Below are 16,745 nucleotides of genomic sequence, written 5' to 3'. Positions count from 1 at the left end.
GGCATCGTAATTTTGAGGTTGACGGGAAAATATCCCAGATTTTTAACCAAACAGACTGAACATGTTAGTAAAACGAATAGCCACACTTTTGGGTGTGTTTTTTGTGGCCACATCGGCCATGGCCATGGATGCGGAGGTTTTAGGAAAGAAAAAAATTGATTTCGGCACCTCTGAACCCGATGCCAAAATTTATGTAAACGGAAAGATGCTGGGTAAGGGATCAATTGAATTGGTGGTGCCCTCCAACGATTGTATTACCGTGGTGGTAAAAAAGGTAGGCTTCCTGACCGAAAAGATCGAATATTGCAATACCAAGAATATGCCCAAACCGCCCAAGACCGATTATGTAGAGTTAAGGCGCGACGATTCTTTCGATGCCTCTATACAAACCGATATTGCGAATGTGGGTATTGAGTTAAAAAGTACCATACCCAAAGACCGGGCCTGGAAACTAATTAATCAGATCGTGCTTTCGTATATCGATGTCATCGAAATGACCGATAAAGAAACGGGTTACATACGAACGGCCTGGAGCCAAAAGACCTTTATACAGAATACAGTACGTACCCGTGTGATCGTAAAAGAGGTAAACGACGACCCCTTGACCTTTAAGGTAAAATTGGTATCGGAAGCCTCGGGTATGCCCATGACCAGTGTAAAGAACGACGAGCTCTTTAAGGAGTGGGATCGGGTCTTACGAAGTTATTCCGGCATGATTCCTGAATTACAAGCCCGGATTAAATAGGTTTCTTGGTTATGTAACGATTCGGCTTCCCGCTTCAAAATAGAAGATGCGGAATAGTTACGCTTGATTTATAGTCAAAAAGCCCGGTGAAACTTGATTTCATCGGGCTTTTGTATTTTCAATTCTAAATTGGCAGCACTAAAACCACGCCCCCCAATTCCGAAACACATAGGAAGCGATTAAGAAAGCCAAAATGGCCACCCCGATAAACAGGGCGAGTTCTTTAAGTTGTTTGTTGTCTTTCATCAGTCTTTCAGCGCGATATGCAGCTCATCTAGTTGATCATTGTCGATCGTGGCCGGGGCATCGATCATAACATCGCGGCCCGAGTTGTTTTTCGGGAAGGCAATAAAGTCGCGAATGGTCTCTTGTCCGCCTAAAATGGCCACCAAACGATCCAATCCGAAAGCAATACCCCCATGCGGTGGTGCGCCATATTGGAAAGCATCCATCAAAAAGCCGAATTGGGCCTTGGCCTCTTCGGGACTAAACCCAAGGTGTTTGAACATAATCGCCTGGGTCTCTTTATCGTGTATACGTATCGATCCCCCACCGATTTCGTTTCCGTTCAATACCAAATCGTAGGCATTGGCCTTCACGGCACCAGGGTCGGTATCCAAGAGGGCCAACTGTCCGGGTTTGGGCGAGGTAAAGGGGTGGTGCATGGCATGGTAGTGTCCGGTTTCCTCGTCTAGTTCCAACAAGGGGAAGTCGACCACCCAAAGCGGGGCGAATTCATCAGCTTTGCGTAGCCCCAAACGTTCGGCCATTTCCATACGTAGGGCACTCAATTGGGCACGTACTTTGTTGGTGTCGCCGGAAAGCACACATATTAAATCGCCTTTTTGCGCTCCGGTGGCTTGGGCCCATTGGGCCAAATCGTCTTGGTCGTAGAACTTATCTACGGAAGATTTATAACTCCCGTCATCATTACATTTTACATAAACCATACCCAAAGCACCCACCTGAGGGCGTTTTACCCAATCGATAAGTTTGTCGATTTCTTTACGGGTATAGCTGGCCCCACCGGGCACGGCAATACCTACCACGAGTTCGGCCGAGTTAAAGACCTTAAAATCTTTATGCTGGGCCACGGCGTTTAGTTCGCCGAATTCCATACCAAAGCGGATATCGGGTTTGTCGTTTCCGTATTTACGCATGGCATCATCGAAAGATATACGGGGAAAGGCGGCCACTTCTACGCCTTTGATCTCTTTTAAAAGATGACGGGTAAGCCCTTCGAAGGTGTTTAAGATATCTTCTTGTTCCACAAAGGCCATCTCACAATCGATCTGGGTAAACTCAGGCTGGCGGTCGGCACGAAGGTCTTCGTCCCTAAAACATTTAACAATCTGGAAGTACTTGTCCATACCCCCGACCATAAGCAGCTGCTTAAAGGTCTGCGGACTCTGCGGCAGAGCATAAAACTGTCCGGCGTTCATACGGCTAGGCACCAAAAAGTCGCGGGCACCTTCGGGCGTACTCTTGATCAAATAGGGGGTCTCTACATCTATAAATCCTTGATCGGACAAATATTTGCGTACCTCCATGCTTACTTTATGTCGAAATACCAGGCTCTCTTTAACCGGGTTACGGCGAATATCGAGATAGCGGTATTTCATACGAAGGTCTTCGCCCCCGTCGGTATCATCCTCAATGGTAAAGGGCGGGGTAAGGGCCTCGTTGAGTACGGTCATTTCGGCCACCAAGATTTCGATTTCCCCGGTAGGGATGTTCGGGTTTTTAGATGCCCGCTCGATTACGGTACCTTTTACCTGTAGTACGAACTCGCGACCCAAGGTACGGGCCTGCTCCAAAAGGGCGGCATCGGTACGTTCGGCATCGAGTACCAATTGGGTAATACCATAACGATCACGTAGGTCGATCCAGGTTACGAATCCTTTATCACGTACTTTATGTACCCATCCGGCAAGGGTTACCTGACTTTCGATCTGTGCGGCCCTAAGCTCGCCGCAATTATGGCTCCTAAACATTGGTCTCAGTTTTCTGAATAAGCCGCAAAGTTACTTTTTTAAGGGGGATTTTAGAAGTATTACTGGTTTGCTTTTCTTGTGCGGTTCGCAGATGGGAGATAGAAGTGAAGCAGTAAGGGTTTTTCTCTGTAAAAGATAGGGTTTAACAACTGAGATTTAGAATTCGGAAAAAAACCGCATCGCCTCAGGTATAAAGTACGTATGTTGCACCGAGTTTTAAATAGGGATTATATGTATCGAAATTTTGGGTTGGTTCTTTTGATTTTTACCGTTCAGTCTGCCTTATGTCAGATTGAAAAGAAGGATGGAAATACCACAACGTATCGTAAAGATAGTCTTCGGGTAATTCAGTTATTAAATTTTTCGCAACGATCAATGAACACCCAATTAGATTCGGTTGCAGATTTTTTAGAAGAAGCTTTAGCGATTTCATTAGCCCTTAATTCTCCTGTTCTCGAAGGTCGTACCCGTATCAAGTGGGCCTTGTACCATCGCACAAAAGGTGAAAACCCAGAGGCCTTGGAGCAAGCTATTTTAGCACAAAAAATGGCCGATTCCTTACGGGATAAACCTTTGCGGATATTAGCGAATAGTGCCCTATTGAACAGTTATTTAACAACTGGAGACAAAGAAAAGGCCTTGGAGATCGGGCTTAAAAACCTGGCTTTGGTAGCTGCCGACCCCCCATCATCGGATAAGGCTCGGTTACATTTCGATGTGGGGAATATTTACGTAGACTTAAAGGCCCATACGGCTGCGGAGAAGGAGTATAAAAAGGCGATTGATATGTGCCAAACCATTGGGTTTGTTCCAGGAGAAATGCTAATGAAGGTAAAACTGGGTATCCTTTACCGGAATATGGGGGTGTATGATAAAGCTTTAAAACAATTCGAGATTACTTCCGACTATTATGGAAAAAATGGTCAAACCACTAGGGAAATGGCATCATTGGGGCATTTGGCCACGGTATACTCTTTAAAAAGCGAGCATAAAACCTCTATTCCGTTGTATGAAAAAGCCATTGTATTGCTTGATAGTACCAAAGGCAGTTTATTTTATAAAAATGATTTACAACAGAAATTGTTCATTGCCTACTCGATACTTGGAGATGCTGAAAAAGCCTGGAAGTGGAATGATGCTTATGTAAACTTAAAAAAGCAGATTGAATCAGAAGATCGGAATAAGCTGACAGCGGCTTTAAAAGTTGAATACGAAACAGAAAAATTGGCCCAAGAAAAACTATTGGCTCAAACGCAAGCCACTTTGGCCAATAATAGGGCACAAGCCAATAGGTATTATCTAATTGCGGCCATTGGGATAGGGGCAAGTTGTTTGGTAATTGGGTTACTATTATTCTACAGGTTTAAGAATGCCGAAAAAATAAAGCGAATAGCTGCAGATCTTAAAGAGTCGCAGCGGCGTTTGGCCTTGGAAAAGCAATATAAAGATAGTGAGTTAAAAGCGTTAAAGGCTCAAATGAATCCCCATTTTATTTTTAACGTGCTCAATTCCATTCAAGATTATATTATTAGTAATAAGAAAAATGAAGCCAGTGATTACCTGGGTCAGTTTGCCGATGTAATTCGTATGTATTTAAAACATAGTGACGCGGGTTCTATTAGTTTGGCCGATGAAATGGAAAGTTTGGGTATGTATCTTGATTTGGAGGCATTGCGATTTGAGGACAATTTCAATTATCGGATACATGCGGAAAATAGTTTGGATACCTTGGCTATAGAAATACCTACTATGCTGGTGCAGCCCTATATTGAAAATGCAATAAAACATGGACTGGCATTAAAAACTGGGGCCAAAGTAATCGAAGTGATTTTTAAAACTGAAAATGAAGAACAGTTGAAATGCATTATTACCGATAACGGTATTGGGCGGGAAAAGGCGAAAATTGAAAAACAAAAGAAAGGTCTGGGCCATACATCTTTTGCCCATAGGGCTACTGAAGAACGATTAGCCTTGCTGAACTATGGGAAGCAGCGAAAAATAGGGGTGGAACTACACGATTGTATTATAAAGGGTAAGGTATCGGGTACCGAAGTAATATTAACCATACCTATAACAAATATCGGATAATGAGAGCAGTAGTTATAGACGATGAAATCCGGGCCAGGAATTTATTAAAAACCCTTATTTCTGAGAATTGCCCTAAGATTCAAGAAGTATACCTGGCCAAAAGCTTGTTGGAAGGTGTGGCTTTAATAGAAAAAGAAAATCCGCAAATAGTTTTTCTGGATATCGATATGCCTGAGCATAGCGGCTTAGAGATTCTAAACTATATTGAAAAAGAACTTGTAGATTTCGAGATTGTTTTCACCACGGCTCATAGCGAGTATGCATTACAGGCATTTCAATTGGCTGCGATAGACTACCTGTTAAAACCCCTCAGACCAAAACAACTAAAGGCTGCCGTTGAAAAATGCATAGATATTATTGGTAAATCAAAAATTAACGACCGCTTGGTTGAGTTAAAAACAAGCTTGTCTGCCCACCAATTTGAAAAAATTGCACTGCCTGTCAGCGATGGTATTAAATTCATAAATTTTAAGGAGCTTGTCTTATTCGAGGCCGATGGCATGTACACGAAAATCTATACTATATCTGATGGTGAGATTATGATTAGTAAACCGTTAAAACACTTTGTAGAATTATTACATAACATTGCCTTTTTTTTTAGACCTCATCGTTCTTTTTTGATCAATCTCTCTTTTATCAAGCAATACGTAAAAACCGATGGCGGGTATATTGTTCTTGATAACGGTAAGACAGTATCGATAAGTAATGACAAAAAAGAGGCGTTCTTAAAACTAGTGAGTGGTATGTAATGATTTAGCAATCGATAGCGGGGTTTAAGCAGTTAAGTCGGACTTGGTACACATTAGTAAAGGAAATTTGCCTCTGATTATAAAAAGGCGCAAGAGCCATCAAACCCAATTTCTAAATCATGAAGACAATAAAAATGCCAGTCTGGCTACTGGTTTGCTGCTTAACAGTTTTTTCCTGTAAAAAAGACGACGAACCTGAAAATGGACTCCCATTAATTAAAAATCAAATTTTTAGTACACCTGAAAACACAAGTGGTAACGAAATTATTGGTACCGTTTTGGCTACCGATCCCGATGACGATACTTTAAGTTTTACCTTGACTACTAACAGTAACGGGTTGTTTCAAATTAAAAATACCGGCGAAATTAGGCTTTCCTCAGGGTCCCTATTGGATTATGAAACCCAGAATTCACACGCCCTGGTAGTCAGTGTAACCGATGGTACCGATAGTGCTAAGGCAGATATAACCATTTCGGTAAGCGATATAGATGAAAACCAAGCACCAACTATCGCTTCGCAAAATTTTTCTGTTGCTGAAAATATTGATGATACGGCAACTATTGCCAATATAGTGGCTACAGATCCAAACAACGATGCATTAAGCTTTACTATTACGACCACTCAAAATGTATTCGAGATTTCGGATAGTGGGGTACTTAAACTGCAAGATGGGGAAACTCTTGATTTCGAAGGAAACGACACCTATATTTTAAATATTTCCGTTTCAGATGGTTCACTTACTTCAAGTACGGATATAACCATACAGGTAACCGATATTAATGAAGCCCCGGTTTTTAACGATGCTTCCAATATAGATGATGTGTTGGAAAATATTGATTCTGACCATGTAATCGGAACGATATTAGCTAGTGACCCTGAGGGAGATGTGATTTTATTCTCTATATCTTCGGATGAATCGGGTTTATTCGAAGTTAACGGCAATGGGGAAATTTCCCTTTTGGCAGGAAAACAACTAGACTATGAAACGGCCACTTCACATACCCTTGGTATTCAGATTAGCGATGCCAGCCTATCTACCCAATTAGATGTTACCATTGGTGTTATCGACGTCGATGAAATAGCTATGGCTACGGTAACAACATTGGCAGGGAGTACACGTGGTTTTGCCGATGGCCTAATAACCCAAGCTCGATTTGACAATCCGAGAGCAATTACCGTAGATGCGAACGGAACAGTGTACGTAGCCGATACCTATAATCATAAAATCCGTAAGATTACGGCTTCCGGTGAAGTAACCACTTTAGCTGGTAGTGATGAAGGCGACCTAAACGGTGCTGGTACCCAAGCACAATTCAGCTATCCGCAGGGTATTGCCGTTGATGCTGATGGAAATGTATACGTTTCAGATACCAATAACCATAAAATAAAAAAGATTACCCCATCTGGTGATGTAACTACATTTGTAGGTGGATCTACTTCCGGTGCATCCAACGGTATAGGCACAGCTGCTAGAGTTCAATTTCCTCATGGGCTGGCCTTTGATGCCGATGGTAATCTTCTGTTAGCGGATTATGGCAATCATCGCATCCGTAAAATATCACCGACGGCGGTGGTAACTACGGTAGCTGGTAGCTCACAAGGATATGTCGATGCTATAGGGGTAAATGCCCGTTTTTATTATCCGAGGCAAATAGGGGTCGATAACACAGGAATTATATACGTTATGGATTCGCATAACCATAAAGTTCGTAGAATAGATACCCAGCGTAACGTAACCACATGGGCCGGAAGTATTCAGGGAGATCAAGGGGGAAGCGGAAGCAGTGTTGCGTTTAATTATCCGCAGGGCTTGGCTGTAGAGGCCGATGGCACGGTATTCGTTGCGGATACTTCCAACGAAAAGATCAAAAAAATTGCGACCGATCAAGTGGTAAGTGATTTTGTAGGGAGTACTTTAGGCTTTTTGGATGGAACGGACTTGAATACTCAATTCAATAAACCATGGAATATTACTATTGGACCCAATAACATTATTTACGTTGCGGATACAAATAATAATAGAATCCGAAAAATAGTGCGAACCAATTAGGCTAAAACAACAACAATAGGCTATAAAAGCTATCCTATAACCAGGATAGCTTTTTTTATTCCCTAGAATAGATTTTTATGTGCTATTCAAGCAATACATAGTCGTTGTTATAGATAAGAGTTGGCCGTTTAGGCTTGCCTTTTATGGAGCACTTTTTCGATGTACGACATAACACACTCATTTACTTAACATTACAAGACATTGAAAATCAAATAAATAGAATTTTAATGTAAATTTAATGTTACCTAAATATGGCTTGAATGTAAAATAATTGTAAATTTGTAGCGTTAGTAGAATGTACAACCACAAATAGATATAGATATGAAATATGTTAGCTTTATATTCGCTTTAATGTTCGTAGTGGTTTCAAATGCTCAGGATGCAGCACCTAAATTTGAAATAGAAGGCCAATTGGTAAAGGCCACTTTTTACCACGATAATGGAGAGATTGCACAAACCGGATACTTCCTCAACGAAAAGTTGCACGGAAAGTGGAAGATGTACAATACCGAAGGCAAGAAAATCGCCATGGGCGAGTACAATAATGGCAAAAGGACCGGTAAATGGTTTTTCTGGAATGCAGATGCCTTGAATGAAGTTGATTTTAAAGACAGCCGTTTAGCCGGAGTGATTACTTGGAAAGACAGCAACCCTGTTGTGCTGAACAAGTAAGACCAGTGTGCAGAAGTAAGAGGCCCGAACCGATTGGTTCGGGTTTTTTTTGGCCCCCTTCCTGATAATTTCAAGAATCAGTATGATTGGGTCATTTTATAGCCTTAGAAGCCCCGATTATGATAACCGGTTATGAGTTTAGAGTTATGGGTTATGATAGATTGTGACGATTAAACATTTTACTGGCTCGCCCTCACCCCCCGAAATGCTTCGGGACAGGCCAACCCTCTCCCGCAGGAGAGGGGGGCAAATATGATTTCGTCCACTTTTGAGCCTTGTAAATCCCGATTAAACGATTCAACAATTTTCCACTTCGTACCTCCAACTTCGTACTTCCAACTTCCAAGCTTATTTCCATTGCCAATCACCTTGTTCATACGACCAATCGTTACCAAAGAAACCGGCACATTTAACGGCATCGGTCCCGAACTGCATAATGTCGTTGCTAAACAACATAAGATCGGGGTAGGTGGTTCCGTTGATAAGGTAGTGGTTGCTGTAAATGGCTTTCATGCCTTCGGTACCCGTGGCGCTGATCACCCCAACACTGGCGGTGTCGCTATCGGGGCGGGGTAGTACAAAATAGAGTCCCCATTGGTTGCCCAAGGTTTCCCGGCCTCCAATGGTGGCCTTTCCGTTGATTACCTGTACCTCGGCATTTTTCAACAGTTTTTTCCAGGCCTTGTTGTTATCGGCATTGCCGTATAGGATTATGTTTCTATCGGCATAGGCCTTGGGGCTAAAGTCGGAATCGGGTACCAAAACCACCCGGCCGTTGGCCCGGTAGTAAAAGGTTTCGGCATCGAGGCGGGCCTTGTTGAAATACCATTGGTTTTCGGTAGGGGTGCCGTTGGTGGCGTATACGAAAACCATCTGGTTCTTAAAGGCATCTTTAAAGCCTCCATTTCTATGCGGACCTTTAAGAGCGGGGTTCGGTGTAGCGGTTTTTTCCCAGCTACCGTTGGTTTGGGTAAGGTAAAGTACATCGCTATCGATCATAACATGGGTACTATCGATCTCGATATGATCAGTTTCCAGCTTTAGGTGTTGGGTGTCTAGTTTCAGCAGGGCTACATTAGCGGTGGTGATGCGGTTTTTTTCGCGTGAAAAATCGATGGAACTGATCTCAAGGGGCTTTTCCTGCTGATAAATCGTGGTAAAATGCGATTGGGCCGACACCCCGGGCGAAGCCGTATAGAATTCCATGGTATTGATGGTAGAGTCGGTTTTGATCTCCCTTCTTTTGAACATTTCGAAAATAGGGGGCCAATCCATACTATGGTCACCATACCAATGCGTTCCTCCGGGGTATTCGTAATAAGTGAAATCGTTGTGGAAAGTACCTAGGTTCTCCCGCATTTCGCGAGCGATAAAGGTGGGTACCACATTGTCTTTTTCACCATGCAGTATATATACCCCTTGCTGTAGGTAATTGCGTTTGAGTTTTAGGGTACGGCTGGGGTTACCGGCACGTTGTATCATATGGTCCATGGCAGTGAGCTGGGGCTTTTGCTGCATACGTTCCAATTGTTTTTGGGTAATGCCCCATTGTTTCAGTTCTTCTTTGCTGGCGCGCAAGGCCCGTTTTACAAAACTATCGCGATAGCCCAATAGATCTGGGTAACCGGCACAGGGGGCAATGGCAGCGAACTTATCGGGGTAGGTGGCGCCCAGATACCAGCTACCATGGCCGCCCATAGAGTGTCCGGTCAAATATATTTTTTGTGGATCAGGGGCGTAGATACGTTTACCCTCGGCCAGTACTTCCAAGGCATCGAGTCGGCCCCAGTCTTCCCAGGCAAAGCCGAAAGGACGCCGGTTGGTCGGGGCCACAACGGTACCCCAATCTTTTTGTTTATAGGCATTGGCCTGGTTGGTGGCTTCTACAGAGGCCCCATGTACCGATAAAAACAAAGCCCCCTTTTCTAGGTCATGGTTCGATGACGGGGCAACGGCAAAGTACTGTACACTACCATCTATGTCGCTGATAAAGGTACGTTTGTGCTTTTGATGCCTCGATTTGATGTGCAACGAAATTTCCGTTTCATCTACTACCCCTACACCCGGTTTGCGAAGTGATAACTGCACTTGAATCTTCCCTTTTTCAGTACCCTCGGCCAGGGCGGCAATACCAAAAGGCACCTTTAGGCTACTCATCGGGGCTATGGCGGGTACTAATATGGTCAGTTGTTTTCCCTGTAAGGTGGAGGTAAGATCATAAGATTCCACCCAATCTTTTGAACTGTTGACAATACGGATGGCCCCTTTGTATTTAAGGTCGGTATCCCATAACAGATCGGGCAGGGTCATATCGCGTTGGGTAAAAAGAACCGGGCTTTTGGGTGCGATCAAGCGGGCGCGTATACGCGGAAAACGCCCCACCTTAAGTACGAAGGTATTCACCCCTTTTTTTAAGGTAATCGGAATCAGGCTATAGCCAAAATCGTAATAATCGCCCTCATGTGGATAGCCGTTGATAATGCCATTGGTATGGCCCGAGGCTTCAAAAAGTACGGTTTTTTCGGTTTTTGAGGTATAGGTTAGGTACACATAGGCCCCACGGAGCTTCCGGTCGTTAAAGGTGCTTTTGTCATCGGTACTGATCGATTGCCAAGACTGGGGGTTGCCCTCCGTATCAATAAATCCGGTTTCCCCTTGGGTCACCTTTTTGTCCGACATCAGAAAATCCTTGAAAACGGGGTCGGTCGGAAAGGTCATGGAATTCAAGGCAGAACGTTGTCCGCTTAGGTATAATCCTTTAGAGAAGACATGGTAGGGCTTACCTTCTTTGATCTCGTTTACTTTTTCCTTGCCAAAATATTCCACAATATTGCCTTGGCGCTTTTGGGCCGGACTGAATTGAAAGAGGAATACCAATAAAAAACTTAGGGCGATTCTGGTTTGCATGATACGGATACTTAAGATAGAGGAAAGTAGTTAGGCAATCGTTTAAAAAGAAAAGCTTTAGTCGAACGACCTAAACCCTGTGCTAAAGGAGTTTTTCGGGGCGATTTAGTTTGGAATCACTCTAAAAATCCATTTATGTGAATTGTTGGTAACATTCTATACAGTAAATCTCGAAAGGCTGGGGTAATTTTGTTGAACGGACCTCCAGTTAACCATCCAAAGCATGCCGATCTACCGACCATTACTTCTGATCTTATTGTTTGTCGCCTATGGGACAAGCCAGGGGCAAACCACCCAAAACCAAAAGCAGACCGATAGTATTTTTAAGGAATACCAAGCGTGGCCCGATAGTGAGGAAAAGGTAGACACCCTATTGGTACTCTTTAAAAAGGCGGTAAAAAAGAAATATGTAAACACCCTGATTCTCGATGAAGCCTTGCGTACCGCCGAAAAGATCTATTATATCGATGGTATCGCCAAGACCTACGATCGTATGGGCATTACGGCCCGTTATGCCAGTGATTATGGTAAATCGATTGCCCACCACAAAAGGGCTTTGGGGTATTTTGAACAATCGACCGATACCATGGCGCGTATCAAATGCCTCAATTCCATCGGGGTCACCTATAGAAAACTGAATCTCGAGAAACAGGCCTTTAAATATTATTTCCAAGCCTATACCTTATCCAAGGATATGGGGCATTCGCGCTCTATGGCCATTGCCCTGAACGGTATTGGCAATGTTTTCGTAAACACCAAGGAGTACGACAAGGCCCTACACTACTTTAGAAAAGCCCTAAAAATCGAAGAGTCGTTGGGCAATGAGCGGGGCATGGAGTACGATTATGCCAATATGGGCGAGGTATTCATACATACCCAAGCCTACGATTCGGCCTATGTGTACCTGAACAAGGCCTGGGAGCTGTCGGAATTTAACCACCGCAAAGACGGCCGGGGAATCAAACAGAACCTATTGGGGCTGTTGTTCCAAAAGAAAGGCGATTTCGAGACCTCTAACCAACACTACAGTAAAGCTGTTTCCATATTCGAGCAACACAAAAACCCGAGGTATTTAAGTAATACGCTGATCAATCTTGGGGTCAACCACCTGCATTTGGGCCATATGGCCCAGGCAAAGACCTTTATCGATCAAGGCTTGGCCACGGCCCAAGCCATCAACTCTAAAGACAATACCCTTTTGGGATACGAGGCCCTCTCTGAATTTTATGCCCAAAACGGCGCCTATAAAGAAGCTTTGGACGCCCGGAATTTAGCCGTGCTTTTCAAGGATAGTATCCTTAATGAAGCCTCGCAAAAAAGTATTATCAGTAGTCAGGTCGCATTTGAGGCCCAGGCCAAGGACGATACCATAAAACAATTGGCCAAGGAGAAAGAAGCCAACCGCATCCGGGCCGATGTTAACCTACAGACCATCGTGGTGCTGAGTATAGCGGCCCTGTTGATTATTATCGGTGGCTTTATCGTGTTTTGGTTGTACCGAAAGAATGTAGACCTCCGTTTTCAGCAAAAGAACCAAGCCTTAAAAAATTACCTGCAAGAGCTGGATGCCCTACGGTTGGGCCAAACCGAAGCCCCCATTGATTTTAAGGAAAAGGTGATGGGTTTCGAATTGTCGAACCGCGAGGTGGAGGTATTGGAACTCATAACCAAAGGGTATAGCAATAACGAGATTGCCGAAGCCCTGTTCGTGTCGCAGAACACGGTAAAAACCCATATCAAGAACATCTACCTCAAACTCGATGTAAAAAATAGGGTACAGGCCCTTAAAAAGGTGGGCAACTAGTCGGAAACCTCTGTTTTTAGGGATAAATCACCCAAAAGGGTGAGGGGTTTCACCGTAAGGTGTGAAGGCCAAAAAGGGGTGCCGAAGTACTTTTACCCCAAACAAAAACGAAGTACGATGCACTATCTAAAGTCCCAAAAAATTTGGATCAAAATCTGTTTGTTGGTCGGCCTTTTTTGCTTGGCCCCCCAACAGACCGAGGCCCAGTTTTTTAAAAAACTGATCAAAAAGGCCGAAAAGAAAATTGAAGACGAAGCCGAAAAGCGTTCCCAAAAGCGGGTAGACGATGCCATTGACAAAGGTTTCGACGAGGTAGAAAATGAAATCGATGGCAAGTCCAAAAAACCGGAAGTGGCCCAGCAAGAGGGTCAGCAACCTTCAAAGCAAATGCCAAGCCCGCAAGAAGGTGAGTCGCCCCAAAACCAAGACTCGAAACCGGATCTGCAATGGAGCCGATTCGACTTTGTGCCCGGCGATACGGTGATCTTTGAAGATGGTCCGGCGCAACATGAGGAAAATGGCGAATTTCCCAGTCGTTGGGACCTGTTCGAGGGCGGGGCCGAAATAGCCCAATTAGATGGCGAACCGGTAATCTACATCATTACCGATTCGGGCAATATGTACCGTAAGGGTATTGTACCCTATCTAAAGGATGCAAAAGAAGATTATCTGCCCGAGGTGTTTACCATAGAATACGACGTATACTATCCGGCCAACGAATACAATAGGGGTAGCTATGTTACCCTCTATGACCGAAAAAATCAAAAACGTAACGGCATTCCGCAAATCGAAGTCGATGTAAATGCGGTTGAGGTAGGCAATTCCAATGGTACCCTGGCTGGCCTACGGAGCAATAAAGATGCCGTGGGTGGTTGGCGCCATGTTTCCATTGCCTATACCAAGGGTAAGCTAAAAGTGTATCTGCAAGACCAACGCCTGATCAATATCCCCCGATTGGAAGGCAATCCTACAGGGATTACCATTTCGACAAGCCATGAGGGGATGTACCTTAAAAATATCCGTATTGCCAAGGGCGGGGTAAAGTATTACGACAGGGTGCTTTCCGAAGGTAAGATCGTGGTCAATGGCATCAAGTTCGATGTGAACAAGGCCAGCTTAAGACCCGAAAGTATGGGGCCGATTAACACCATTTTCCAGCTTATGCAAAAACAAGCCGATCTAAACTTTTCGGTAGAAGGGCATACCGATTCCGACGGGGCCGATACGGCCAATCAAACACTGTCGGAGGCCCGTGCCAAAGCCGTAATGGAAAAATTGATCGCTATGGGAATCGCCCCGGCCCGATTGACCTCAAAAGGTTTTGGTGAATCGAAGCCTTTGGACACCAATGCCACCCCCGAAGGCAAAGCGAACAACCGTAGGGTGGAATTCGTAAAATTTTAAATCAATCCGATCATGAAAAAATATATGCTTTTGGCCTTTGTGGCTGGCCTAGGTCTTATGGCCTGTGGATCTACCGAAAAAAAGAACGATAGTTTGGCCCAAATCAGTGAAGAGGCCCAAGAACGGTACCAAAAATATCCGTTTAGAACCGCCATCGTCACCTATGATCTAAGTGGGAATACCCAAGGATCCAAAACTCTGTATATAGACGACTATGGCTATCGCGAGGCCACTATTGAAGAAACTACCATGGCTTTTATGGGGGTGAAGGAAACCGAGAAAAAGAAGAGTATAAGTGTAGGCAGTACCATAATAACCATCGATTCAAAAAAAGGCAGTGCCACCAAGACCAGTAACCCCTTCGCCAAGGCTTATGCCAATGAAGTAGGTGCCGATTATATCGCTTTGGGCGAATCGGTTTTGGAAAGTCTTGGGTACGAAAAAGTGGGCCAAGAAAAAGTGTTGGGCAAATCTTGTGATGTATGGAAAGGCATGAATACCCTCTGGACCTGGAAAGGCCTCACTCTAAAAACGGAGACGAAAATGGTGGGCATGACCTTGATAGAAACCGCCACAAAAATAGATTTGGATGCTTCGGTGTCCGATTCCCATTTCGAAATACCCGATGGGGTGGCCGTAACCGAGGTATCGAATCCGTTCGAGGGTATGCTACAAATGGGAGATCTACAAGAAAGTATGTCGGCCGAAATGACGGATGAAGATCGCGAAATGATGCAAAAAATGAAAAAGATGTCTTTTTCCGAATGGAAGAAGTTGGTGACCAAAAACGACCCTGAGATGGCCGAAATGTCCGAAGAAGAATTGCGTCAGGTGTATACCATGATGAAGAAATTCACACAAGAGTAAACGGCTAATGAAACAAGCTATTTTTATAGTCCTTTGCCTAATTGGGAATTCCTGTTGGGCGCAAGAGCTTCCCGATTGGTTGACCCTATCCGATCCCAATGAAATACAGCCCGGTTCGGTAAAAATATCGGGGCTGGATGGTAAGGGTTTGGAGGGATTCTTGAATATGATGCAGCCTAGTAGTACCGCGAACATCATTGGTACCGAAATACGTTTTACATCGCAGGGAAAACTCCAGTTAAAGCTTGGGCAATTGGGCGGTCTTATAGACACCTATATCGGGCAACCCATTTATAGTGCTACCGGCCGGCTCTTGGATCTGGATCAAGGGGCCAACAATGCACAACATATGAATACGCCCTTTAGGTGGGCCTATTTGATAGGGTATGTGCAAACGGCGCCCAGGATCGTTCCGAAAAAAATGCCGGTATTGGTCGAATGGAAAAATGGCCAAGGAGTGGATCAGCGCCAAGAGATCATGGTTTCCGTAAACCATTACTACGACGACAACGACTTAGAACCCGATGTGGTGGTTTGGGAAGGTGAAGATCAAAAATTGGAGAAGGGTAAGTTGTTGTTCAAACGTATTGGACCAGGCAGTTCGGTGGAAGAAGAAATAGCGTTGATCATTGAGTCGGGTGACGCCCAAATAGAAGGAAGTTACGGTCTCGCCGCCGGGCATTATGAGGTGTCACTACTGGAACCGGAGGAATGTGCCCAAATGCTAAACCCCGATCTGATCGTATTGCCTACCGATACCCCCAGTGATGAAAAGTTCGAATTTAAATCGCCCTGTTCCGATACCTATACCCTATCAGTAACCTATGAAGCTCCGGGTTTTGTGGCGGTGGAATTGGTGTATGAGAAAATGAAAATCCGATTCCCGGCCGATCCCAGCACCGTTCGTGGCTTCGATATCACCCAGATGGATGCTGCTGAAATGATGGAGGAACCTACTTTTGAAGATGGTTCGGCCCTAAGGGTACCCTTTTATCAGATCAATCCGTTGGGGAAACAGTGGTTTTATGGGGTAACCCAATCCGAAAATATGGAGGCCGATAGGGTAATGGTCTACCATCTTGGGGGCTACAATACCTTTGAGGATTTTTATGTGAACACCGAAGACGATGCGCTCAATTATTGCAGTTTTGAGAGTATGAACAGCGGCCCCATTTATCTGATGTACTCCTTTGATCTCTTCGGTCGGATCGAAGGCGGGGGCGAAATGCAACTTACCGTGTCTGCCGATAGCGATTATGTGGCCCAAGTTACTCAAGGTGGTGGGGCCTATCCGACCGAATTTCCGCAACTTAAAATTACCGATTCGGTACTTGAGGCCTTTGCCGAAGGGGAAGAGGTAATTGAATTGTTCGCCGATAATGGGAGGGCCACTTTAGCTATAAAGATCGAAAAGGATGAAGATTGAGTTTGGTCAAGGTTAAGCACAAAAAGTGAAATCCCGTC

11 protein-coding genes are annotated in these 16,745 nt (G+C 44.4%); 9 read left to right on the top strand and 2 right to left on the bottom strand.

Annotation, left to right across the window (positions count from 1 at the left end):
• Positions 1-61 precede the first annotated feature (61 nt).
• The gene (locus tag B7P33_RS09950) at positions 62-745 is read left to right on the top strand and encodes a hypothetical protein (protein WP_097441817.1); all 684 of its coding nucleotides are present in this window, start codon (positions 62-64) and stop codon (positions 743-745) included.
• Between the two features lie 245 nt (positions 746-990).
• Here the strand turns inward: B7P33_RS09950 and aspS are convergent, their stop codons facing one another.
• Positions 991-2,739, bottom strand: a complete 1,749-nt coding sequence (gene aspS, locus B7P33_RS09945) for an aspartate--tRNA ligase (protein ID WP_097441816.1) — start codon at positions 2,737-2,739, stop codon at positions 991-993.
• 375 nt (positions 2,740-3,114) lie between these two features.
• On the opposite strand from aspS, the gene B7P33_RS09940 reads away from it, so the two are divergent.
• From B7P33_RS09940 to B7P33_RS09925, 4 genes are all read left to right on the top strand, one after another.
• Positions 3,115-4,827, top strand: coding sequence for a histidine kinase (locus tag B7P33_RS09940; protein ID WP_172435916.1), 1,713 nt, complete (start codon positions 3,115-3,117; stop codon positions 4,825-4,827).
• Positions 4,827-5,576 (top strand): LytR/AlgR family response regulator transcription factor, encoded by a 750-nt coding sequence (locus B7P33_RS09935; protein ID WP_097441814.1) that lies wholly within the window; start codon positions 4,827-4,829, stop codon positions 5,574-5,576. The genes B7P33_RS09940 and B7P33_RS09935 overlap by 1 nt, the downstream gene beginning before the upstream one ends.
• A 119-nt stretch (positions 5,577-5,695) precedes the next feature.
• Entirely contained in the window at positions 5,696-7,627 is a 1,932-nt protein-coding gene (locus B7P33_RS09930) for a cadherin domain-containing protein (RefSeq protein ID WP_097441813.1), read from the top strand.
• Positions 7,628-7,948: 321 nt separating this feature from the next.
• Positions 7,949-8,299 carry a toxin-antitoxin system YwqK family antitoxin gene (locus B7P33_RS09925; RefSeq protein WP_097441812.1) on the top strand — a complete coding sequence of 117 codons (351 nt, stop codon included), beginning with the start codon at positions 7,949-7,951 and terminating at the stop codon, positions 8,297-8,299.
• Between the two features lie 348 nt (positions 8,300-8,647).
• Here B7P33_RS09925 and B7P33_RS09915 read toward each other — a convergent pair whose 3' ends face one another.
• Entirely contained in the window at positions 8,648-11,206 is a 2,559-nt protein-coding gene (locus B7P33_RS09915; RefSeq protein ID WP_097441810.1) for a carboxylesterase family protein, read from the bottom strand.
• Positions 11,207-11,429: 223 nt separating this feature from the next.
• Between B7P33_RS09915 and B7P33_RS09910 the strand changes: the two genes are divergently transcribed.
• From B7P33_RS09910 to B7P33_RS09895, 4 genes are all read left to right on the top strand, one after another.
• Positions 11,430-13,010, top strand: a complete 1,581-nt coding sequence (locus tag B7P33_RS09910) for a LuxR C-terminal-related transcriptional regulator (RefSeq protein WP_097441809.1) — start codon at positions 11,430-11,432, stop codon at positions 13,008-13,010.
• Between the two features lie 117 nt (positions 13,011-13,127).
• Complete coding sequence (locus B7P33_RS09905) at positions 13,128-14,414, top strand: OmpA family protein (RefSeq protein WP_141402440.1); 1,287 nt, start codon at positions 13,128-13,130, stop codon at positions 14,412-14,414.
• Positions 14,415-14,426: 12 nt separating this feature from the next.
• Complete coding sequence (locus tag B7P33_RS09900) at positions 14,427-15,281, top strand: hypothetical protein (protein WP_097441807.1); 855 nt, start codon at positions 14,427-14,429, stop codon at positions 15,279-15,281.
• Between the two features lie 7 nt (positions 15,282-15,288).
• On the top strand, positions 15,289-16,707 hold the full coding sequence (locus B7P33_RS09895; protein ID WP_141402439.1) for a hypothetical protein: 1,419 nt from the start codon (positions 15,289-15,291) through the stop codon (positions 16,705-16,707).
• The last annotated feature ends 38 nt before the right edge of the window (positions 16,708-16,745 follow it).

Source organism: Sediminicola luteus (assembly GCF_002514735.1).
In the GTDB taxonomy this organism is placed as follows: Bacteria; Bacteroidota; Bacteroidia; order Flavobacteriales; family Flavobacteriaceae; genus HQA918.
Note: the sequence above shows the minus strand (reverse complement) of the source record. Positions and strands in the feature narration are given on the sequence as shown.